Source organism: Bradyrhizobium sp. 186 (genome assembly GCF_023101685.1).
Taxonomy (GTDB): Bacteria; Pseudomonadota; Alphaproteobacteria; order Rhizobiales; family Xanthobacteraceae; genus Bradyrhizobium.
Map to the genome: position 1 here is coordinate 5,278,313 of NZ_CP082164.1, position 21,724 is coordinate 5,300,036.

Sequence of the window (21,724 nt, forward strand, 5' to 3'; positions counted from 1 at the left end):
GTGCCGCCGTGACACTGAACGCGCAGAAGACGGCTGCCAGTTAGCCAGCGCTCGCGCGCGACCCGACGGCTGGTGATCCGCTCAACGCCGGGCCAGCAACGAGCCTGTCGAGGTCGACCAGCAACAGATCGGCAATGCGTGTCAGTTCGTGGAGAGCGATCGTCATCTCACCGTTCTCAGCAAGTGACACAAACTCGCGCGAGACGCCAAGGAGGTTGGCGATCTGGACCTCGGTGTAGCCACGCGCCTCGCGCACGCTTCTGACCTGTGCGCCAATCTGCTTTCTGTGCAGAACCTGCTCTTCCTCGGTCATCATGAGGGACTGTTCGTCCAGGCTCGCAACTCCGTCCGCGAACGCGACGCCGATCAGCCTCCGCTTCTGCCATGCGACACGGCAGGCCTTTCGCAGTCCGTCACCAAAGATCAGCGTGACCTCTTTCGGAACCGAGAGCGACCAGTTGAGCTTCAGTCTGGCTCCCGTGCCGGAAACGTCCGAGATCGTGCAGGGGATGCTGACGGTGTTCCGGGTGCCATCAAATTCGATGAGCCCGGTCCTCGCCGTCGGTTGCCTGGTCGCAGCACGCAATTCGTCCATGAACGTCGAACCCTAGATGTCCGGCATTAACGCCGATACGGAACGCTTGCGGCCGATCCGCAAAATCAACGGTGAATATCGCAGCGTATTTTACCTCCGGGATTCCTCGGGCTCAATCGAGCCCGGAGGGCATGGTAAAGGATTCGTTTTCCACACTCCCTTCCGACGTCGCTGGGTGTCGTATCCGGTCCATCGCCACTGCGCGAACATGGCCGCGCAGAAGAACAACATGGTTCACCGGTCTGGCGACGCCGAAGCACTTCGTTGCGGCGCGCGCAAAGGTCAGCGCGCACTCCCACCGCGATTCCACCCGCGCCCGCCTTCGCCAAAGATCTCGTGCCCCGTCGGCGTCACCGCAACCGTGTCCTCGAGCTTGATGAAGCCGCGGCTGGGATGCTTCATCGTGGTCTCGATCGACACCACCATGCCGGGCTCGAGCGGCAGCCGGGCGTCGACATCGTCGTAGGGAACCGGACCCTTGGCGGTCAGGCGAGGGGCCTCGTGGCTGACGAGGCCCATGCCGTGGGCCAGAAAATCCGTGCAGCCGCGCTGGGTGATCTGGGCGAGCTGCCGCTCGGCCGCGACGTAGATGTCGCCGCCCATGACGCCCGGCCGGACTGCGGCGAAGGCGGCGCGCTGCACCGCCTCGATCTCGGCCAGACAGTCCTTCAGCTCGGCATCCGGCTCGCCCAGCACGGCCATCCGCGCGAGATCGCCGATATAGCCGTGATAGTTGCCGCCAGAGTCCAGCGACAGCACGTCGCCTTGCTCCCAGCGCTGCGCCGACGGCGCTCGGTTGTGGCTGTTGCCGCAGGCGAGCAGGCAATATTCGAAGGTGAGCCCGCGGTTGACCTCGGCGACGCGCAAGCCGTCCGACAATTGCTGCTTGGTCGTGCCGGGGCCGTGCCCGGCGATCACCTCCAGCATCGCGGCGATCACCAATTCCGACGCCGTCTTGAGCTTGGCCAGCTCGTCCGCCGACTTGACCGCGCGCAGCCGCTCCAGCACCAGCACCGCATCCTTGAGCTCGGCGCCGGGCAGGGCGTCGGCAAGCGCCCGGCCCGCGTCCATCGGCAGGAACGCCATCTCGACGCCGATCCGCTTCATCGGCACCCCGGCATCCTTCAGGATGCTCACGGCGCGCGTGACGGCATCGACCGAGCCGTTGGACTCGGTCCGGACCCGCGGCACCCAGGGCGGCGCCACGGCGCGCTGGTGGGTCTCCAGGCGGTGGCCGACATAGACGGCTTTTCCGGGCGCGCCCTTGGGATAGACCAGGACGGGCAGATAGCGGCTGATGCCCATGGCATCCATGTAGTCGAAGAAGATCGCGCGGTCGGCGCCGAGCAGGTACTGCACATTGTGCTTGGACGTCGCGATCAGGACGTCGAGGTTGGCTGCCTCCATCAGGCGGTCGAGCTTGGCGGCGTCGAACGGAATGCCGCGCGACTCGGCTCCGCGGGTGACGTGCTCCTGCATGATAGACCTCCCATGACTTGCGGCTTGGACCGCTTGTGTTCGTGGCTGCGATTGTCGGCCGGGAGCGGGGTTCTGGGTAGCTGCGGATTTGGCGGGCCTGACCTGCACGCCCATATCCGTAATTCGCATAAGGTATATTATGGAATATATTTATACATAATTGGATCAAATATTTAGGTGGAATTCCTTCCACGGCGCATTCGGTCTCACGCCGCCTTCGTCCCGGCCATCGAGCCGCCTCGCAGCCCTTGACGGCTACTGTGCATGGGGTCGTTTTCGCGTTTTTTGTAGCGAGCCCATCGCGCCGAAAGCCGATATTGCCGTGACGTTGTCCGGCTGCAATAAGCGAAGCCTCGCGAGATCGCAGATGACCTTCTGACCTGACGTCCGTATAGGTTTGCGTCTCACAACAAAAACAAACTTTCCGAGGAAGCCGACCCATGAGCTTTTCCCGACGCACGCTTCTCAAGGCCTCTGCCGCGACCGCGGTCCTGGGCGGCATCAGCGCGCCCCACGTGGCGCGCGCCCAGAGCGCCGAGTTCACCTACAAATACGCCAACAACCTGCCAGACACCCATCCGCTGAACGTGCGCGCCAAGGAGATGGCGGCGGCGATCAAGAGCGAGACCAACGGCAAGTTCGACCTCCAGATCTTCCCGAACAACCAGCTCGGTTCCGACACCGACATGCTGAGCCAGATCCGCTCCGGCGGCGTCGAGTTCTTCACGCTGTCGGGCCTGATTCTGGCGACCCTGGTGCCGGCGGCGTCGATCAACGGCATCGGCTTCGCGTTCCCGGACTATGACACGGTCTGGAAGGCCATGGACGGCGATCTCGGCGCCTATGTCCGCGGCGAGATCAAGAAAGCCGGCCTCGAGGTGATGGACAAGATCTGGGACAACGGCTTCCGCCAGACCACGTCCTCGACCAAGCCGATCACGGGCCCGGACGATCTCAAGGGCTTCAAGATCCGCGTGCCGGTGTCGCCGCTGTGGACCTCGATGTTCAAGGCGTTCGACGCAGCGCCCGCCTCGATCAATTTCAGCGAGGTCTATTCCGCGCTCCAGACCAGGATCGTCGAGGGCCAGGAGAACCCGCTGGCGATCATCTCGACCGCAAAGCTCTACGAGGTGCAGAAGTACTGCTCGCTGACCAACCACATGTGGGACGGCTTCTGGTTCCTGGCCAACCGCCGCGCCTGGGAAAAGCTCCCACAGGACGTGCGCGCGATCGTCGCCAAGCACATCAACGCCGCCGCCGTCAACGAGCGCACTGATACCGCCAAGCTGAACGCCAATCTCCAGCAGGAGCTCGCCGGCAAGGGCCTGACATTCAACCAGCCCACGGTCGCGCCATTCCGCGACAAGCTGCGCACGGCCGGCTTCTATGCCGAGTGGAAAGGCAAGTATGGCGAGCAGGCCTGGGACCTGCTGGAAAAGGCCGTCGGCAAGCTGTCGTAACGCGTTGGGGCCGTCATGGCTCATATCGAGGTTGAGGTGACCGCAGTGGTGGGCGAGGTGGCTGTTCAGTCCCCTCGCCGACCTTCGCTGCTGGCTTCGCTGGAACGCGCTCTCGGCCTCATCGTCGAAATCCCGGCGGCGATCCTGGTGGTTGCCGAGATCGTGATCCTGTTTGCCGGCGTGGTCGCGCGCTACGGCCTGCACCGACCGTTGATCTGGTCGGACGAGCTCGCCTCGATCCTGTTCCTGTGGCTGGCGATGTTGGGCGCCGCCGTGGCGTTCCGCCGCTCCGAGCACATGCGGATGACCGCGATCGTCGCAAGCGCAAAGCCCGCGATGCGGGCTTGGCTCGATCTGGTCGCGACCTCCGCCGCGCTGGCGTTCCTGGCGCTGATCGTCTGGCCGTCCTACGACTACGCTTACGAAGAGAGCTTCATCACCACGCCCGCGCTCCAGATCTCGAATATGTGGCGCGCCGCAGCGCTCCCGGTCGGCATCTGCCTGATGGCGGCGTTTGCGCTGCTGCGGCTGGTGCGCGCGGCCGATTACCGGATGGTCGCCGCCGCCGTGCTGTCGGTTGCGGTCGTGATCGGCCTGTTCTGGCTGGCGGAGCCGTCGTTGCGGCCGCTCGGCAATCTCAACCTCGTGATCTTCTTCGTCGGCGTTGCCGGCTTCTGCGTCTTTGCCGGCGTTCCCATTGCGTTCGGCTTTGGCCTCGCGATCTTCGGCTATCTCGCGCTGACCACGCGCACGCCGGTGATGGTGCTGGTCGGACGGATGGACGAGGGCATGAGCCACCTCATCCTGCTCTCGGTGCCGCTGTTCGTGTTCCTGGGCCTGCTGATCGAGATGACCGGCATGGCGCGGGCCATGGTGGCGTTCCTGGCCAGCCTGCTCGGCCACGTCCGTGGCGGCCTGCATTATGTTCTGGTCGGCGCCATGTACCTGGTCTCCGGCATCTCCGGAGCCAAGGCCGCCGACATGGCGGCGGTTGCGCCCGTGCTATTCCCTGAGATGAAGCAGCGCGGCGCCCGCCCCGGCGATCTTGTCGCGCTTCTTGCGGCTACCGGCGCCCAGACCGAGACCATTCCGCCGAGCCTGGTGCTGATCACCATCGGTTCGGTGACGGGTGTCTCGATCGCAGCGCTCTTCACCGGCGGCCTCTTGCCCGGCGTCGTGCTCGCGATCACGCTCTGCATGCTGGTGTGGTGGCGCTACCGCCACGAGGACATGAGCCATGTCCGCCGCGCCAAGGCTTCCGAGATCGGCAAGACCTTCATCATCGCCCTGCCCGCGCTCGCGCTGCCCTTCGTGATCCGCTACGCCGTGGTCGAAGGCGTTGCCACCGCCACCGAGGTCTCCACCATCGGCATCGTCTACGGCGCCCTGGTCGGGCTCCTGGTCTACCGCCGCTTCGACTGGCGGCGGCTGTTTCCGATGCTGGTCGAGACCGCCGCGCTGTCGGGCGCGATCCTCCTGATCATCGGCACGGCGACCGGCATGGCCTGGGGCCTGACCCAGTCCGGCTTCTCGCGCTCGCTGGCCTCAGCCATGACCGGATTGCCGGGCGGATCGGCGACCTTCATCGCCGTCTCGATCCTGGCCTTCACCATCCTCGGCAGCGTGCTGGAGGGCATCCCGGCAATCGTGTTGTTCGGGCCGCTGCTGTTTCCGATCGCGCGTGCTGTCGGCGTGCACGAGGTGCACTATGCCATGGTGATCATTCTGGCGATGGGTATCGGGCTATTCGCCCCGCCCTTCGGCGTCGGCTATTATGCGGCCTGCGCCATCGGACGCGTCGATCCGGCCGAAGGCATCAGGCCGATCTGGGGCTATCTGATGGCGCTGCTGGTGGGATTGATCATCGTCGCGATCTTCCCCTGGATATCGATCGGATTCCTTTGAGACGCTTTTGAGGAGGGTGTCGATGAGTGAGCGGCAGAACCAGTACAATATCGGCCTCGACAAGACTCTCGCCAATTACGTGCCGCTGACGCCGCTCAGCTTTCTCGCGCGCAGCGCCGCCGTCTATCCCGATCACGTCAGCACCGTCTATGAAGGCCGCAGCTTCACCTGGGCGCAGACCTACGCGCGCTGCCGGCGCTTTGCCTCTTATCTCGCGGGCAAGGGCATCGGCGTCGGCGATACGGTGGCGGCAATGCTGCCGAACATCCCGGCGATGAACGAGGCGCATTTCGCGGTGCCGATGACGGGCGGCGTATTGAATGCGCTCAACATCCGTCTCGATGCGGCCTCGATCGCGTTCCAGCTCGACCATGGCGGCGCGAAGATCATCCTGGTCGATCCCGAATTTTCCGCGGTCATCACCGATGCGCTGTCGCAAATGAGCGGCCAGAAGCCGTTCGTGGTCGACGTCGACGATGCCGCCTTCAAGGGCGGCAAGCGTATCGGCGAGATCGAGTATGAGGAGGCCGTTGCGCAGGGCGATCCGAGCTTCACCGCGATTCCGCCAAAGGACGAATGGGACGCCATCGCGCTCAGCTACACCTCGGGCACGACGGGCAATCCCAAGGGCGTCGTCACCCATCATCGCGGCGCCTATCTGAACGCCGTCAGCAACATCCTCGCAGGCCAACTCGGCCAGCATCCGGTCTATCTCTGGACGCTGCCGATGTTCCATTGCAACGGCTGGTGCTTCCCCTGGACCATCGCGGCGGCCGCCGGCATCAATGTCTGCCTGCGCAAGGTCGAGCCCACGAAAATCTTCGAGCTGATCAAGACGCACGACGTCACCCACATGTGCGGCGCGCCGATCGTCTACAACACCCTGATCAACGCGCCCGATGCGCCTAAAGGTAGTGCGGCCCGCCGCGTCGTCGGTCTGATCGCTGGTGCCGCACCGCCGGTCGCGGTGCTCGAAGGCGCGGAGAACATCGGCATCAAGCTTACGCACGTCTACGGCCTGACCGAGGTCTACGGCCCCGCCTCCGTCTGCGCCGAGCAGCCCGGCTGGGACGACCTGCCCGCCGCCGAGCGCGCGCGCATGAAGCGGCGGCAGGGCGTGCCCTACCCGCTCGAGGAAGGTGTCACCGTCATCAACACGCAGACCATGCAGGAGGTACCGCGCGACGGCGAGACCATCGGCGAGGTCATGTTCCGCGGCAACATCGTGATGAAGGGCTATCTCAAGAACGAGAAGGCCACGAAGGAAGCGTTTGAGGGTGGCTGGTTTCACACCGGTGATCTCGGCGTGCTCGACGAGCACGGCTACGTCATCATCAAGGACCGCTCCAAGGACATCATCATCTCCGGCGGCGAGAACATCTCCTCGGTCGAGGTCGAGGACGTCCTCTACAAGCACCCGGCCGTGCTGTTCGCAGCCGTGGTGGCAAAACCCGATCCGAAATGGGGTGAAGTGCCCTGCGCCTTCGTCGAGCTGAAGGACGGCGCCAGCGCGACCGAAGCCGACATCATCGCCTTCTGCCGCACCCACATGTCGGGCTTCAAGACACCGAAGGCAATCGTGTTCGGGCCGATCCCGAAGACCTCGACCGGAAAGATCCAGAAATTCCTGCTGCGCAACGAGGTGGGATCAGTGAAGGCGATTTCGGCCTGAGCTGGTGCTTGGACCCGGCGCCGCATTGGGCGTGTCCCTGCCTGTCCTAATTGCTTGATAAAGCTGGACAGGCAGGGCAATTTCCGGCCGGGATCGCCGATATCATTCCGGCGGACCGGAGCATCCCGCTCAGCCTTTGCGCGCGAAGGCAAAGCTTCTCATTGAGGCCCTATGGCTGCCACGTCCGCCGACAAGGTCAAGCTTTTTCGCATCCGCCGCGCGCCAAAAGGCGGCCGCAAGGCGGCGCCGGGCCCTGACATCGAAGGAAAAATCCTCGATGCGGCGGAGTTCGTCTTTGGGCATTTCGGGTTTCGTGGAGCGACGACGGCACTGATCGCCAAGAAAGCGTCGATCGCAAAACCCCACATCTACTACTATTTCGAGGACAAGGAGGATCTGTATCGCGCGGTGCTCGAACGCGCGATGAACATGTGGGCACGAGACATGGACAGTCTCGATATGACGTCCGAGGTCGAGACCATCCTCGTTCGCTACATTCACAAAAAGATCGATTTTTCACGAGACCACCCTCATCTGTCACGCATCTATGCCAATGAAATCATCAGCGGCGCGCAATTCATCGGCAGCTTCATCGAGAAGGTCTCGACCCCGTTGCTGCTCGACAAAGTCAAAACGCTGGACCATTGGGCTGCGAGCGGGGCCATTCGCCCAATCAGCACCGTCGATCTTTTCTTCTGCATCTGGGCGATGACCCAGGCCTATGCCGATTATTCGAGTCAGATGATCATCATGAAGCGCAAGAGACAGCTCGAAGAAGCTGACTACGCGGCGGCGAAGGCGACGATCGTCCAGCTCGTCCTCGGCGGACTCGGCCTTCAGGGCCACGACAGATCGGCGGACCGGGCGGCTCCCGTGAAGCGGACGAAGGCCAGGCTCGGTACCTAGCCGATTGTTCGGTCGGCCGTTTTTGGACGCGAAACGGCTTTCACCCCACCCAGCCCACTTCACACCTAGCGCGGGCGATCGTCGCTCATTCCGCGATTTCGATCCCTGGTTGTGGCGCGACAATTGCCCCAGCACCCATGCCAAATCGCAAATTCTTGTTTGTAAAAAACTTTTATCGATCGTTAAACTATTTTATCGATCGTTATAGGAGTGGCATGTCACTTGCTTCGATCCGAGCGTCCGGCACGGTGCGGGACATCAACAGCAGGGGCTGCGGTTTTCAACGAGGCAGTTGTTCCTGCGCCAGCAACATTCGAGGTAGAGGACATGTCATCCAAGAGCGGCGACGTTCCCACGCTGATCATCACAGGCGCCCATCCCAAGCTCTATAACCACGACCTTGCTCCGACCGCGCCCGAGGGACGAACCTGGGGTGTATTCAGCCTGTTTGCGATGTGGATGTCGGACGTCCACTCCGTCGGCGGCTATACGTTCGCCGCAAGCCTCTTTTTTCTCGGCTTGACCGGATGGCAGGTTCTCATCTCGATGGCGGTCGGCATCACGGCGGTCTACTTCCTGATGAACCTCATCGGCCGCCCGTCCCAGCGCTACGGCATCCCTTTCCCGGTCATGGCGCGCGTGTCGTTCGGCGTTATGGGCGCCAATCTCGCCGCTATGGTGCGCGGCGTCGTCGGCATCGTCTGGTACGGCGTGCAGACCTACTTGGCCTCGAAGGCGGTTCAGGTCCTCGTCGTCACCTTGGTTCCTTCGGCCGCCGATCTGACACATAACAGCATCATCGGCCTGTCCACCCTGGCCTGGTTCAGCTTTCTGTTCATGTGGCTGTTCCAGCTTATCATCTTCCTAAGCGGCATGGAGCGCATCCGCCGCTTCATCGATTTCTGCGGGCCGGTGGTTTACGTCGTCATGCTCGCCCTCGCGATCTGGATGCTGTGGCAGAGCGGCTTTTCGAGCCTATCGCTTCAGCTCAGTCCGCCCGCGGCTTCGAACGCGGCAACGATTGGAGTGATGGCCAATGCCGCGATGCTGATCGTCGCCTACTTCTCGGCCCTCCTGCTCAACTTCGGCGACTTCGCCCGGTTCGCCAAGGACGAGGACGCCATGAGGATGGGCAATCTGCTCGGCCTGCCCGTCAACTTCCTGGTATTTTCAATCATTACGGTGATCGTGACAGCCGGTACGCTGAAGGTTTTCGGGGAGGCGATCATGGATCCGGTTCTGATCGTCGAGAAAATCGGCAATCCGATCGTGGTCATCGTCGGCTCGATTACGTTCATCGTCGCGACGATGGGCATCAACATCGTCGCCAACTTCGTCTCGCCCGCCTACGATATCTCGAACCTCAATCCGGAGCGCATCAATTTCAGGATGGGCGGCCTCATCACGTCCATCCTGTCAGTTCTGGTCTGTCCGTGGCTGTTCGTAGCGAGCCCATCGGCCATCACGCTGTTTGTCAGCGTCTTCGGCTCAACGCTCGGACCGATGTTCGGCATCATGATCGCCGACTACTATCTCGTGAAAAAGCAGATTGTGATGGTCGAGGACCTCTACACGATGTCGTCGAGCGGCGCATTCAACTACGACGGGGGCTGGAATCACAGGGCGCTGATCGCGCTCGCCCTATCCGGCACCCTGTCCATCGGATTGTCCCTGTTGGGTGCCTACGGACTGATCTTCAATGTCGGCGACTGGGGATGGCTCATAGGTGCCAGCGTTGGTGGATTGATCTACCGAGCCCTCTCGAAGGAGCAAAGGCCAGTTTCCATCGTCGTCGCAGCGGGCGAATGACCTCCGAAGTTGCGGGTCGACCGCCATGTGGGCGGCGCTCCCGCAACGCTCTGAGCGTGCGCGTTCGGTCGAACGCGCACGCAAGCCCGGTGCGGCGTCGCGGTGTTCGCCGGAGACGCTGCTACCGGCGAGCCCCCTCACCGGTCTTTGCTGGTTGCAAGTCTGCAACCGCTCCCTCCAATATGGTGGCTACCTCCAGCAGCGAGATCACCAAGCGCGGCATCCGCCTGAGCTTCTCGTCGACCGCGACGGCGAACAGATCGTCCCGCTTCCGGCTACCCAGCAATCGCCATCGTCCAAAGGTGATCTTGTGGACGTTACCGGAGACATATCCGATGGACGCCCACAATTCCTTCGATTCCAGCAGAAGCTCGCCGGCCATCCGATCCAACACCGAGACGATCGCGATCATATCCTCTGTCGCGCCGGCAAGCCCGTGTGCACAACTGCCCGGATTGCTGTCATGGAAACGCTCGCTCGGGGTCCGCGGCGACGGCCTGGCTTGCAATTCCGTAAGTCTGTCCAGCAGTGCCGCGAACCGAGAGCGGGCAGCGCGAACGAGATCATCCAAAAAGTCAGATTGGTCTGCGCCGACGCCGACATGACGTGCGGTTTGATCGTTGTGAAGTACATCAATGCTCCGGAGGCAACCGACGTGACAATTGAAGTGTTGCCGAAATCTAAGGGCGCGCGACCGGTGGCGCTTGAACGTCCTGAGCCACGATTGATCAAAACGAGCCTGCAAGGAAACGTAGCAACGGCAATAAGACGGAACGCAAACAGGGCCAATCGTCTTTGGTCGTGCATTGGGCGCACATCATGACCGATGATGGCCTCTACGGCGATCGGCTTGCGAATCTCTTTCCAATGATCCGGGAGCCGAACTCGGGCCTCGTCAAGTCGCTACAGAAGGGAACGTTTGCCGCGGTGCGGATGGCATATTCCGGTCCGGTCGGCGATCCGACGTTGCCATCACCTCCCGACGAGGCCTTCGCGCTTTGCCTTCGGCTGCGGCATCAGAGAGCTGAAACATGGGTGGATGGCCGTCACGCCCCCAAGGGCGCCTTGAAGGACGAGACGAGCATCTACGATCTGCGATGCGAAACGATCGTTCACTTCCACGATCCGTTCGACTTTCTCTATCTGTATCTGCCGCACAGCGCGTTAAGTGAGCTGGCGAACGAGCTTGATGTCGGTCGCGTTCAATATGACGTTGTCGCAGATGCGAACTTTCGCGATCCCATCGTGGCTCATCTGGGCGGTTGCCTTCTGCCGATACTGGAAAGACCTCATGAGGCGAACGAACTGTTCGTGGGCCATGTCGCGATGGCGCTCAATACTCACTTTCTCCGGCAATACGCGATTGGCCGACCTCGCAATCGTTCTTACCGCAGCGGATTGGCGCCATGGCAACTTCGGACAGCGAAGGCACTAATGCGTGCGAATCTCAATGGCGAAATCTCGTTGGCACGGATCGCCAGCGAATGCGGCTTGTCCGCTGCCCACTTTGCCCGCGCTTTCAGGATCAGCACGGGGGCACCGCCGCACCGATGGTTGGTGAATCAACGCATCGAGCAAAGTAAAGCCTTGTTGGTGGACTCGACGTTGTCGCTCACGGAAATCGCGATCAAATGCGGCTTCTCGGATCAGAGCCACTTTACCAGAGCATTCTCGGCGGCGGCGGGCGCCACTCCCGGACGCTGGCGATTGGCTCGCAAAGGCTGATCCCCCGGCGATCACGGTCAAGGAGCCGAGCGGCGGCGCGAACTCGCCTGCCCTGCCAGCAAGCCGGTTTCCCGAACGCGGATGGACGCCGTGCTTCCTCATGCCGCCGCGATTCGTTCTGAAACCGATCGTGCATGTTTGACGACATCGCGACACGACCGGAAAAGATTGGAAATCGTCAGAGACGCATTTACCTTTCCGCTTACCGGATTCGCTGATTCCCGATGATTCGCCGCGCAGGCTGCGCGGCCGGCGGCCGGCGCGGTTGGGGCGCTTCATGCGACTGGTGTCGTGAGCAGGGACGTGCGTGCGCGTCTGGCGCTGCTGCTATTGACGTCCGGACTGCTGCTGCCGAACGCGGCACGCGCGCAGGTCATACGCGAGTTCGGCGCGTTTGCGGGGGTACAGAATTTCGGGCCCGGCGGCCCAAATGCGCCCGACTACGGCTTCAACAATTTTGGCGGCCCGACAATGCTCGGCGGCCCGCAGGCAGCAGGTTTAGCCGGGCCCTGGTCCGGCAATGGCGGCGGTGCCGGCATGCAGCCGACTTACGGCTGGAACGCCGATCCGCAGGGATTCGCAAGCGGGGCAAGGTTTGGCGGCATCCGGCAGGCCTTTGGCGGCGGCTCCGACGGTATCTCGCAGACCGAGACGGCGCAGGTCACGTTCCTCGCGATGACGCAGTTCACGCAAACCCTGCTCGATCCCGCCATCGACGGCCGCGGCATCGGCCCTGCCGAATACGACGCAGAACTCGCCGCCTATGTCTCCCTGGGCAACGACCGCACGCATGGCGGAATGGGCCGTGAGGCCTACGAGGCGATCTACGGCAAGCCCTCGCTCGCGGCCCCGCACTGGAACGTCTGGGCAGCCGGCTTCGGCGGTTCGCAGGTCTCGACCGGCGGCACTGGTTCAGCCAGCCGGAGCTTTAGCACGGTGGTCGGCGCCGACTATTCGCTCTCGCCGCAGACACGCTTGGGCTTTGCTCTCGCGGGCGGCGGCACCGGCTTTGCCAATAATTTTTCGAGCGGCCGCTCCGATCTATTCCAGGCAGGCGCCTTGGTCAGGCATACGGTCGGATCGGCCTATGTCGCGACCGCGCTAGCCTATGGCTGGCAGGCCATCACCAACGATCATCAGGTGACGCCGGCCGGCACGGACCAACTCAATGCCGCCGTCAACGCCAACGCCTATGCCGGCCGTATCGAGAGCGGCTATCGGTTTGCGACGCCCTGGCTCGGCCTCGCGCCCTATGCGGCCGCGCAGATCACCACCTTCCGCCTGCCCTCAAATGCGCCGCAGCGGGCCTACGCGGCCGATGCGTTTTCGGCCGCACCCGGCGGCGACAGCTTCACCGACAGCCGTACCGAGCTCGGCCTGCGCACGAGCGCGTCCTTTGCCCTGTTGAGCTGCGTGACGACCCTGCGCGGGCGGCTCGCCTGGGCGCATGATTTCAGCGCGGGGCAATCGATCCCGGCGGCGTTCCAGTCCCTGCCCGGTCGAGGATTTATCGTCGGCGGTACGGCATTGGCGCCGAACGCAGCGCTGACAGGCGCTTCGTTCGAGCTGCGCGCCCTGAACGGCTGGTCCGCCGCGGCGAATTTCGACAGCGAAGTGTCGAGCCAGATGCGCTCCTACACCGGCAAGGCCGTGCTGCGCTACGCCTGGTGATCTTGTCTGGTGATCAATGGCGCGGGTACGGAAGAGACCTTCCGCTCACGTCGCGAGAGCGAGCGGAAGTTATCCCCGCCCTCACATCTTCTTGTAGGCGTCAATCAATGACTGGCCGTCGGCACCGGCCTTCTTGAGCCAGTCGACGGTGAGCTGCTGACCAAGCTTCTGGAAGCCAGCCTTCAGCGCCGGGCTCGGCGGCTCGACCGTCATGCCCTTGGCCTTGAGCTGATCGATGTACCAATTGGCCTTCTCTTCCCAGGCCTTCCAGCCGCGCGTTTCCGCGGTTGCGGCGGCCTTGAGGATGGCCTCCTGGGTCGGCTTGTCGAGCGCCTCAAAGGCGGCCTTGTTGACGAAGGTGTAGTCCTTCGGAATCCAGGCCTGCACGTCATAGAAGTATTTCAAGGACTCCCAGGCCTTTGAATCGTAGCCCGTGCCGCCCGATGACATGAAGGAATTCACCACGCCGGTCGCAAGCGCCTGCGGCAGCTCGGCGGCCTGGATCGTCACCGCCTGGGCACCAACCAATTCGCCGATGCGCGCGGTCCCGACATTGTAGGCGCGCCATTTCAAGCCCTTCATGTCTTCGATCGTGGCGAGCGGCTTGTTGACATAGACGCCCTGCGGCGCCCACGGCACGGCGAACAGGAGTTTCACGCCCTGCGCGTCGAGCTTCTTTGCGATCGCGGGCTTGGAGGCCTGATACAGCTTCATCGCCTCCGGGAAGCTCGTCGCAAGGAACGGCACGACGTCGATCCCGAACACCGGATCCTCGTTCTCGTGGATCGACAGCAGCACTTCACCCATCTGCGTCTGTCCGGTCATCACCGCGCGCTTGATGTCGGGCGCCTTGAACAGCGAGGCGCCGGGATGGACGGTGATCAGGAGCTTTCCCGAGGTGGCGGCTTCGACATCCTTGGCGAAGGCGACCAGATTCTCCGAGTGCGGATTGTCGGCCGGGTATGCCGCCGGCAGATTCCATTTGGTCTGGGCCAAGGCCGGTGTGGCGGCCAGCATGGCGCCGGCAATCAGGCCTGCACGGACGAAACGAGACTTCATCGGACTTCTCCTCATGGTCAAATTGAAAGTCTGGCGCGATCAGTCGGGAAAAGCGAGCTTGGGCAGAAACAGCACGATCTGCGGATATTCCGTGATGATAAACACCGCGGCGAGCAGCAGGACGAAGAACGGGAACGCCGCCCGTGCGACGGTGAAGGTATCACGACCGCTCATGTTCTGCAGCACGAACAGGTTGAAGCCAACCGGCGGCGTGATCTGCGCCATCTCAACGTGAATGATGAGGTAGACTCCGAACCAGACGAGGTCGAGCCCGGCCTGCCTGACCATGGGCAGCACGATAACGGCGGTCAGCACGATCATCGAGATGCCGTCGATCAGGCATCCGAGAATGATGTACATGATGCTCAGATAGAGCGCGAGCATGCCGGGTGTCAGCTCCTGGCCCTGGACCCAGGTGGCAAGCGCGGCCGGGATGCCGGTATAAGCCATTGCCGCCGTGGTGTAGGCCGCACCTGCCAGGATCAGCATGATCATGCAGGTCAGGCGCGTCGCGCTCATGATGCTCTCGAAAAAATTCTTGCGCGTGAGCGTGCCGCTCCACCACGCCAGCAACAACGCGCCGGCAACGCCCCAGGCGGCGCATTCGGTTGCGGTCGCAAAGCCGAGCACGAGCGAGAGGAAGACGGCGAGGATCAGGAGCAGGCAGGGAGCGAGCCGCGCCGACTCGCGCAGCTTCTGCCGGAACGGTATCGGAGGATCGCGCGGCGGAATCTTTTTGGGATTGAGCAGCGACCAGATGACGATGTAGCCGGAATAGAGCACCATCACGAGCACTCCCGGCAGGAAACCGCCGAGGAACACCTGAAGCACGGAAACGTTCGCCGTGACCGCGTACACGACCATCGGAATCGACGGCGGAATCAACAGGCCGAGGGTGCCGGAGCCTGCCAGCGAGCCAAGGCTGAGGCCCTTGTCATAGCCGCGCTTGTCGAGCTCCGGCAACGCAATCTTGCCGATGGTCGCACAGGTCGCAGCCGAAGAACCCGACACCGCTGCAAAGATACCGCAGCCGATCACGTTGACATGCGTCAGGCGTCCCGGCAGCCATTGAACCCAGGGCGAAAGACCGCGGAACATTTCCTCCGATAATTTGGTGCGGAAGAGAATTTCTCCCATCCAGATAAACAGCGGCAATGCGGCCAAAGTCCAGGACGCGCTCGCGCTCCAGGTGGTTGTCGCAAGCACCGTGCCGAGTGGCAGGCTCGTGGTCAGCGCCATCGCCACGAAACCGACCAGCCCCAGCGAAACTGCGATCCAGACACCGCTCGCCAGGAACAGGATCATGACGCCGAGCAGAATGAACGACAGTTCGATCATGCCGAGATTGGCCATCGTCAACCTCCGCCGCCCTGCGAGATGCGCTCGATGAATTCATCCGGCGTCTCGTCCGGCGAGCCCTTCTCGTAGCTCGGCCGGTTTCCGCTGACGACATTGACCAGTTCGTCGATGAGGGCGATCGAGAGGATCACGAGACCGGCGGCAAAACCGAGCTGCGGAATCCAGAGCGGAAGCGCGACCACGCCCTGCGCCACGTCGTTGAAGCGCCATGAGTCATAAGCCATCTGCACCGCATGCCGCGTGAAGTAGAGAATGAAGATCGTGGCAATCCCGAGCGCGACGATCTCCGCGACCTGTTTCTTCCGCCCGTGCAAACGTTCCAGCAAGAGACCGACGCGGATCATCTCGCCGCGCTTGAAGGTGTGGGCGAGGCCGAGAAAAGCCATCGCGGCCATGCACCACGATGCGAAATCATCGCCGGCAGGAATATTGAGGGCAAATTGCCGCCCGATCGACATGATCATCATGATCGCGAAGATCGCGACCAGGAAGACGCCGGCCGCGTAGCCCGCAGCAAGATAGAGCAAGTCCAGAGCGCGTCGGACCAATCCAACCGCCGTTACATCGTTGCGGTGCCCTGCCAACGCGGTCCCATCCTCTCGCTTTGCGGCTCAATCGAACCCGGCGATTATCGCAGGTTTTGCTTGATTATCGCCACCATCCAACGTCCGTCTTTGAGACGTTAGACCAACACGATGGGGCTCGCGAAAGCAAGGAGCATGCCGACCTTCGGCAAAATTCCCGTTGGAGACGTTCAGTGCGTCTCCAACTGCATGCCGTCATAAGCCGGCACCACGCCGGCGGGCAGCGACTGCCGGATCACCTCGTAATCGACGTCGGCGGTCATGTTGGTGATGACGGCGCGCTTGGGCTTGAAGCGTTCGATCCAGGACAGCGCGTCGTTGATGCTGAAATGGCTGGAATGGCCGGTGTAGCGCAAGCCGTCGACGATCCAGAGATCGAGATTTTCCAGCGCGCCCCAGCTCTCGCGCGGGATGTCGTTGAGGTCGGGCGTATAGGCCGCGTTGCCGATGCGGTAGCCGAGCGCCGGAATCTGGCCGTGCTGCACCAGGAAGGCGGTCAGCGTCACCGCGCCGCCCTTCGCCAGGATGGTCTGGCTCTCGCCTGCCTCGATCGAATGCCGGGTGAGGATCGGCGGATAGTCGCTGCCCTCCGGCGCGATGAAGCAATAAGAGAACCGCGCCATGATGTCCTTCGCGGTCGACAGGTTGAAATAGACCGGAATGCGCTTGCGCATGTGGAGCACGACCGAGCGTAAATCGTCCATGCCGTGGGTCTGGTCGGCATGCTCATGCGTCAGGAACACCGCGTCGATGTGATCGACGTCGGTGGAGAGCAACTGCTCGCGCAGATCGGGCGAGGTGTCGATCACGATGCGCGTGGTGCCGTGACTTGATGTCTGCTCGACCAGCAGCGAGCAGCGGCGGCGGCGGTTTTTGGAATTGTTGGGATCGCAGGCACCCCAGCCGAGCGCCGGGCGCGGCACGCCGGCGGAGGAGCCGCAGCCCAGGATCGTCAGCGTCAGTGTCATGCGGCTCCCAGATTCAAGCTTTCACCTTGGAGAACAGGCGGAAGAAGTTTTCGCTGGTCTGGCGTGAGATCTCCTCAAAGGACACGCCGCGCGTTTCGGCGAGCACCTTTGCGACCTCGACAACATAGGCCGGCTCGTTGCGTTTGCCCCGGAACTTGCCGGGCGCAAGATAGGGGGAGTCTGTTTCAACCACAATACGATCGGACGGCAGTTCGGCTGCGAGCGCGCGCAGGGCCTCCGACTTCTTGAAGGTCAGAATGCCCGTGAAGCCGATATACAGCCCCAGCGACACCGCCTTCAGCGCCAGCTCGCGCCCGCCCGTGTAACAATGCAGCACGGCGCGAAACGATCCCTTTGCCGCCTCCTCTTCCAGGATGCGGCCGCAATCCTCGTCGGCCTCGCGGGTGTGGATCACGAGCGGCAGGTCGGTCGCGCGTGCCGCCGCGATGTGGGCGCGAAAGCCCCTCGCCTGCGCCTCCGGCGCGCCGTTGTCGTAGAAATAGTCGAGCCCGGCTTCGCCGAGCGCGACGACCTTGGGATGCCGCGTCAGCGCGATCAGCTCGTCCGGCGAGATGCCGTCCTCCTCGTCCGCGTTGTGCGGATGGGTGCCGACCGAGCAGTAGACGTCGTCATAGCGCTCGGCGATGGCGAGCAGGTCCTTCAGCCGTCGCACCCGGGTCGAGATCGTGACCATGCGGCCGATTCCGGCCGCACGCGCACGCGACACGATCCCGTCGAGATCTTCCGCGAAATCTGGAAAATCCAGATGGCAGTGGCTGTCGACCAACATCTCGCGAACGCCTTACGCCGCCGGTTCGATGTAGCGCGGGAAAGCCGGCGTCGGCGCCGGCAGCGTCGAACCGGGCGCAATACGCTTGGCGCCGCCGAGCGCTGCAAAGTTGCGCTCTGCTTCGGCGATACCGAGGCTGTCGAGCAGCAATGCCGAGGCGGTTGGCATCGCCGGCCGGGCCAGGATCGCGATCTGGCGCACGACTTCGGCGGTGACATAGAGCACCGTCTTCTGCCTGACAGGATCGGTCTTGGCCAGCGCCCAGGGCGCCTCGCCCGCAAAGTAGCGGTTGGCTTCCGCCACCACGGCCCACACAGCGTTGAGCCAGTGGTGGATCTGCTGCGTCGCCATTGCCTGGCGAGACACCGCGAGCATGCCGTCAGCTTGTGACAGGATCGCCTTGTCGTTGTCGCTGAACTCGCCGGGCTCCGGCAGCACGCCGCCGAGCTGTTTTGCGATCATCGACAGCGAACGTTGCGCGAGGTTGCCGAGATCGTTGGCGAGATCGGCATTGATGCGCGCGACGATGGCTTCGTGGTTGTAGTTACCGTCCTGGCCGAACGGCACCTCGCGCAGGAAGAAATAGCGCATCTGATCGACGCCGTACTGGTCGGCGAGGTTGAAGGGGTCGACGACGTTACCGACCGACTTCGACATCTTCTCGCCCCTGCTGAACAGGAAGCCGTGGGCATAGACCCGCTTTGGCAACGGGATGCCCGCCGACATCAGGAACGCCGGCCAGTAGACCGCGTGGAAGCGGATGATGTCCTTGCCGATGACGTGCACGTCCGCCGGCCAGTAGCGCCAGTTCTTGTCACCCTCGTCGGGGAAGCCGACGCCGGTGATGTAGTTGGTGAGCGCGTCGACCCACACATACATCACGTGCTCTTCGTCGCCGGGCACCTTGACGCCCCAGTCGAAGGTGGTGCGCGAGATCGAGAGATCGCGCAGGCCGCCTCGTACGAAGCTCACGACCTCGTTCTTGCGCGAGTCCGGGCCGATGAATTCAGGATGGTCTTCGTAGAGCTTCAGGAGCTTGTCCTGGTAGGACGACAGGCGGAAGAAATAGCTCTTCTCCTCGACCCACTCGACCGGCGTACCCTGCGGCCCAAGCCGCACCCCGTCGTCGTTTACGCGCGTCTCATCCTCGGCGTAATAGGCTTCGTCGCGCACCGAGTACCAGCCGGCATAGGTGTCGGCATAGATGTCGCCGTTGGCGGCCATGCGCCGCCAGATCTCCTGGCTGGAGCGATGGTGCTGCTCTTCAGTGGTGCGGATGAAGCGGTCGAACGAGACGTTCAGCCGCTCGTCCATTTCCTTGAAACGGCCGGCATTGCGGGTGGCGAGCGCGGACGGGGTCAGGCTTTCGTTCTGCGCGGTCTGGATCATCTTCAGACCGTGCTCGTCGGTGCCGGTCAGGAAGAACACGTCCTTGCCGTCGAGCCGCGCAAAACGCGCCAGCACGTCGGTCGCGATCGCCTCGTAGGCGTGCCCGATATGCGGATGGCCATTGGGATAGGCGATCGCGGTCGTGATGTAGAAGACGTTTTCGCGTGCAGGCGTTGCAACGGGCGTCGCGGCTTTCGGCGCGACGACCGCCTTCAGCGCGCGCGGCGCCTTCGGTTTCGCTGCCTTGGGTGGAGCGACGGGAGCCGGCGCCACCGGAGCGGTCACCTTCGCCTTCTTGGCCACCTTCTTCGCCGGTGCCCTTGCTGGCTTCCCGGCAACCTTTTTGGCAACCGTTTTCTTCACGACCCTCTTTGCGGCGACCTGCTTCTTTGCAGCCTTCCTGCCAGCCTCTTTTGCCGTCTTCGCTGCGCTCTTTTTTACGCGCGTTTTGGCGGCCGCCTTCTTGGTCTTTTTCGCAGCTTTGCGGGCGCGCGCCTTGGCGACCTTCTTCGTGGCTTTCGTAGCGGCCTTCTTGCCGCTCTTGCGTTTGACAGTTTTCTCAGCTCGCGTTGCCACCACGAATTCCTTTATCGGCTTCTTAAAATTTGGAAACGAACCTGCGCCTAGCGCGTTGCGTCCGCCAGCCAGCCGAACACCGAGAAAACCAAGGGCTTGCGCTCCAGATTGTAGGTTTCGGTGTCGCGCGCGGCGCGGACGATCTTTTCCCATACCTCCGCAAGGCGCGCAAGGCGCGGCAGGTTCTGGTTGGCATTGGCCTCGTCGGCATGCAGACGCTCCGCGATCCAGCGGTCGATGCCGTCGATGAAGGCCGCGAGTGCGACGCGGTCGCTGGTGCCGAGCGACTCGCCGAGCGTGTGCAACTCGCGCGGATCGACCTGCGGCAGGCGTGCCAGCAGCGCCGCCGTCCGCTGCTGGAGTTTCAGGGCGTCGCCGCCAAGCAGCGTCAGCGCCCGCGCAACGCTGCCCTCGGAGGCCTCCGCGGCCTCGCGTAGCGCCGGATCGTTCGGATCGAGGTCCGCGGTTGCGGCTGCTGCGCCGATCACATCGTCGGTCGCGAGCGGGCGCAGGCGCAGCTTGCGGCAGCGTGACTGAATTGTGGCGAGCGCGCGCGCCGGCGCGTGGCTCACCAGCAGGAAAAGCGATTGCTGCGGCGGTTCCTCGAGGATCTTGAGAAGCGCGTTCGCCGCATTCGGATTGAGCTCGTCGACGGTGTCGACGATGCAGACGCGCCAGCCTTCGGCTGCCGCGGTCGAGCCGAAGAACGAGATCGTTTCGCGCGTCTCGTCCACCGTGATCACGGTGCGCATCACGCCGCGATCGTTGGCGGTGCGCTCCAGCGTCAATAGGCCGCCATGCGAACTAACCGCAACCTGCCGCGCCGCGGCGTCGTTCGGATCGATCGCGAGGTTTTCGGCGCGTTGCACGGTTGGCGCCAACGGTTGCCCGTGGGCGAGCACGAAGCGCGCCATCCGATAGGCCAACGTCGCCTTGCCGATCCCCTGCGGCCCTCCGATCAACCAGGCGTGCGGGATGCGCCCGCTGCGATAGGCCGCGAGCAGCGCCGTCTCGGCCTCGCGATGTCCGAACAGCCGGCTCGTCTCGCGCGGATGCGGAATGGCGGTTTCGCGCTCGGCCTGCCGCGGGCTCATGCTGAAACCACCGATGCCGGCGTGGGAAGGAGGCGCTCGCACAGCGCCGTCCAGACCCGCCCGGCGACCGTGTCGGGATCGGAATTGGCGTCGATCAGCACGCAGCGCGCGGGATCGTCCGCAGCGATCGTGCGATAGGCATCGCGCAGTCCCTGATGGAACTTGAGGTTCTCGCCCTCGAACCTATCAGGCGTGCCGCTGCCGCGCCGTGCGGCGGCGCGCTGCAAGCCGATCTCGACCGGCAGATCGAGGATGATGGTGAGATCCGGCTTGAGATCGCCGATCGTGACCCGCTGCATCGCATTGATGAGAGCTGCCGGCACGCTGCCGAGGCTGCCCTGATAGGCGCGCGTCGAATCGGCGAAACGGTCACATAGCACCCACGTACCCTGATTGAGCGCAGGTTCGATCACTGTGCGGACATGGTCGTCGCGCGCAGCGGCAAACAGCAGCGTCTCGGCATCGGGGCCGAGCAGCTTGCCCATGCCGGAGAGCACGAGATGGCGCATGATCTCGGCGCCCGGGGAGCCGCCCGGCTCGCGCGTGACGAGGGTGCGGAGCTTCGCCGCATTGAGCCGGTCGGCGAGCTTCTTGATCTGGGTCGACTTGCCCGTCCCTTCGCCGCCTTCAAAGGTGATGAAGCGTCCGCGCCCGGACGGCCGCTGTACCGCGCGCTCACTCAT

18 protein-coding genes are annotated in these 21,724 nt (G+C 63.3%); 7 read left to right on the forward strand and 11 right to left on the reverse strand.

The window, feature by feature from the left end:
- Positions 1-40: 40 nt before the first annotated feature.
- Positions 41-595, reverse strand: a complete 555-nt coding sequence (locus tag IVB18_RS25305; RefSeq protein ID WP_247983152.1) for a helix-turn-helix domain-containing protein — start codon at positions 593-595, stop codon at positions 41-43.
- Between the two features lie 282 nt (positions 596-877).
- Positions 878-2,074 (reverse strand): Xaa-Pro peptidase family protein, encoded by a 1,197-nt coding sequence (locus IVB18_RS25310; protein WP_247983153.1) that lies wholly within the window; start codon positions 2,072-2,074, stop codon positions 878-880.
- Between the two features lie 440 nt (positions 2,075-2,514).
- On the opposite strand from IVB18_RS25310, the gene IVB18_RS25315 reads away from it, so the two are divergent.
- From IVB18_RS25315 to IVB18_RS25335, 5 genes are all read left to right on the forward strand, one after another.
- Positions 2,515-3,534, forward strand: a complete 1,020-nt coding sequence (locus tag IVB18_RS25315; protein ID WP_247983154.1) for a TRAP transporter substrate-binding protein — start codon at positions 2,515-2,517, stop codon at positions 3,532-3,534.
- A gap of 15 nt (positions 3,535-3,549) precedes the next feature.
- Positions 3,550-5,439, forward strand: coding sequence for a TRAP transporter large permease subunit (locus tag IVB18_RS25320; protein WP_247983155.1), 1,890 nt, complete (start codon positions 3,550-3,552; stop codon positions 5,437-5,439).
- A gap of 22 nt (positions 5,440-5,461) precedes the next feature.
- Positions 5,462-7,111, forward strand: a complete 1,650-nt coding sequence (locus IVB18_RS25325; protein WP_247983156.1) for an acyl-CoA synthetase — start codon at positions 5,462-5,464, stop codon at positions 7,109-7,111.
- A 171-nt stretch (positions 7,112-7,282) separates the two neighbouring features.
- Complete coding sequence (locus tag IVB18_RS25330) at positions 7,283-8,017, forward strand: TetR/AcrR family transcriptional regulator (protein ID WP_247983157.1); 735 nt, start codon at positions 7,283-7,285, stop codon at positions 8,015-8,017.
- A 327-nt stretch (positions 8,018-8,344) separates the two neighbouring features.
- Positions 8,345-9,826, forward strand: coding sequence for an NCS1 family nucleobase:cation symporter-1 (locus IVB18_RS25335; RefSeq protein ID WP_247983158.1), 1,482 nt, complete (start codon positions 8,345-8,347; stop codon positions 9,824-9,826).
- 121 nt (positions 9,827-9,947) lie between these two features.
- On the opposite strand, the gene IVB18_RS25340 is transcribed toward IVB18_RS25335, so the two are convergent.
- Complete coding sequence (locus tag IVB18_RS25340; protein ID WP_247983159.1) at positions 9,948-10,238, reverse strand: hypothetical protein; 291 nt, start codon at positions 10,236-10,238, stop codon at positions 9,948-9,950.
- 407 nt (positions 10,239-10,645) lie between these two features.
- Between IVB18_RS25340 and IVB18_RS25345 the strand changes: the two genes are divergently transcribed.
- Positions 10,646-11,551, forward strand: a complete 906-nt coding sequence (locus IVB18_RS25345) for an AraC family transcriptional regulator (protein WP_247983160.1) — start codon at positions 10,646-10,648, stop codon at positions 11,549-11,551.
- Positions 11,552-11,854: 303 nt separating this feature from the next.
- The gene (locus tag IVB18_RS25350) at positions 11,855-13,222 is read left to right on the forward strand and encodes an autotransporter outer membrane beta-barrel domain-containing protein (RefSeq protein ID WP_247983161.1); all 1,368 of its coding nucleotides are present in this window, start codon (positions 11,855-11,857) and stop codon (positions 13,220-13,222) included.
- Positions 13,223-13,303: 81 nt separating this feature from the next.
- Here the strand turns inward: IVB18_RS25350 and IVB18_RS25355 are convergent, their stop codons facing one another.
- The 8 genes from IVB18_RS25355 to tmk form a co-directional block, all read right to left on the reverse strand.
- Entirely contained in the window at positions 13,304-14,281 is a 978-nt protein-coding gene (locus IVB18_RS25355; RefSeq protein ID WP_247983162.1) for a TRAP transporter substrate-binding protein, read from the reverse strand.
- A gap of 39 nt (positions 14,282-14,320) precedes the next feature.
- Entirely contained in the window at positions 14,321-15,634 is a 1,314-nt protein-coding gene (locus tag IVB18_RS25360; RefSeq protein WP_247983163.1) for a TRAP transporter large permease subunit, read from the reverse strand.
- Between the two features lie 2 nt (positions 15,635-15,636).
- On the reverse strand, positions 15,637-16,188 hold the full coding sequence (locus IVB18_RS25365) for a TRAP transporter small permease (protein ID WP_247983164.1): 552 nt from the start codon (positions 16,186-16,188) through the stop codon (positions 15,637-15,639).
- Between the two features lie 206 nt (positions 16,189-16,394).
- Entirely contained in the window at positions 16,395-17,192 is a 798-nt protein-coding gene (locus IVB18_RS25370) for an MBL fold metallo-hydrolase (RefSeq protein WP_247983165.1), read from the reverse strand.
- 13 nt (positions 17,193-17,205) lie between these two features.
- On the reverse strand, positions 17,206-17,982 hold the full coding sequence (locus IVB18_RS25375) for a TatD family hydrolase (protein ID WP_247983166.1): 777 nt from the start codon (positions 17,980-17,982) through the stop codon (positions 17,206-17,208).
- Positions 17,983-17,994: 12 nt separating this feature from the next.
- Positions 17,995-19,947, reverse strand: coding sequence for a methionine--tRNA ligase (gene metG / locus IVB18_RS25380; RefSeq protein ID WP_247983167.1), 1,953 nt, complete (start codon positions 19,945-19,947; stop codon positions 17,995-17,997).
- A gap of 47 nt (positions 19,948-19,994) precedes the next feature.
- Positions 19,995-21,041 (reverse strand): DNA polymerase III subunit delta', encoded by a 1,047-nt coding sequence (locus IVB18_RS25385; RefSeq protein ID WP_247983168.1) that lies wholly within the window; start codon positions 21,039-21,041, stop codon positions 19,995-19,997.
- On the reverse strand, positions 21,038-21,724 hold the full coding sequence (tmk, locus tag IVB18_RS25390; protein ID WP_247983169.1) for a dTMP kinase: 687 nt from the start codon (positions 21,722-21,724) through the stop codon (positions 21,038-21,040). Before tmk ends, IVB18_RS25385 begins: the two co-directional genes overlap by 4 nt.

Coding starts and splice junctions, on each gene's coding strand:
- IVB18_RS25315 (WP_247983154.1), top strand. CDS start 2,515: ATGAGCTTTTCCCGACGCACGCTTCTCAAGGCCTCTGCCGCGACCGCG.
- IVB18_RS25355 (WP_247983162.1), bottom strand. CDS start 14,281: ATGAAGTCTCGTTTCGTCCGTGCAGGCCTGATTGCCGGCGCCATGCTG.
- IVB18_RS25370 (WP_247983165.1), bottom strand. CDS start 17,192: ATGACACTGACGCTGACGATCCTGGGCTGCGGCTCCTCCGCCGGCGTG.
- IVB18_RS25325 (WP_247983156.1), top strand. CDS start 5,462: ATGAGTGAGCGGCAGAACCAGTACAATATCGGCCTCGACAAGACTCTC.
- IVB18_RS25335 (WP_247983158.1), top strand. CDS start 8,345: ATGTCATCCAAGAGCGGCGACGTTCCCACGCTGATCATCACAGGCGCC.
- IVB18_RS25345 (WP_247983160.1), top strand. CDS start 10,646: ATGACCGATGATGGCCTCTACGGCGATCGGCTTGCGAATCTCTTTCCA.
- IVB18_RS25375 (WP_247983166.1), bottom strand. CDS start 17,982: ATGTTGGTCGACAGCCACTGCCATCTGGATTTTCCAGATTTCGCGGAA.
- IVB18_RS25385 (WP_247983168.1), bottom strand. CDS start 21,041: ATGAGCCCGCGGCAGGCCGAGCGCGAAACCGCCATTCCGCATCCGCGC.
- IVB18_RS25320 (WP_247983155.1), top strand. CDS start 3,550: ATGGCTCATATCGAGGTTGAGGTGACCGCAGTGGTGGGCGAGGTGGCT.
- IVB18_RS25305 (WP_247983152.1), bottom strand. CDS start 595: ATGGACGAATTGCGTGCTGCGACCAGGCAACCGACGGCGAGGACCGGG.
- IVB18_RS25310 (WP_247983153.1), bottom strand. CDS start 2,074: ATGCAGGAGCACGTCACCCGCGGAGCCGAGTCGCGCGGCATTCCGTTC.
- IVB18_RS25360 (WP_247983163.1), bottom strand. CDS start 15,634: ATGGCCAATCTCGGCATGATCGAACTGTCGTTCATTCTGCTCGGCGTC.
- IVB18_RS25340 (WP_247983159.1), bottom strand. CDS start 10,238: ATGATCGCGATCGTCTCGGTGTTGGATCGGATGGCCGGCGAGCTTCTG.
- tmk (WP_247983169.1), bottom strand. CDS start 21,724: ATGAGTGAGCGCGCGGTACAGCGGCCGTCCGGGCGCGGACGCTTCATC.
- IVB18_RS25330 (WP_247983157.1), top strand. CDS start 7,283: ATGGCTGCCACGTCCGCCGACAAGGTCAAGCTTTTTCGCATCCGCCGC.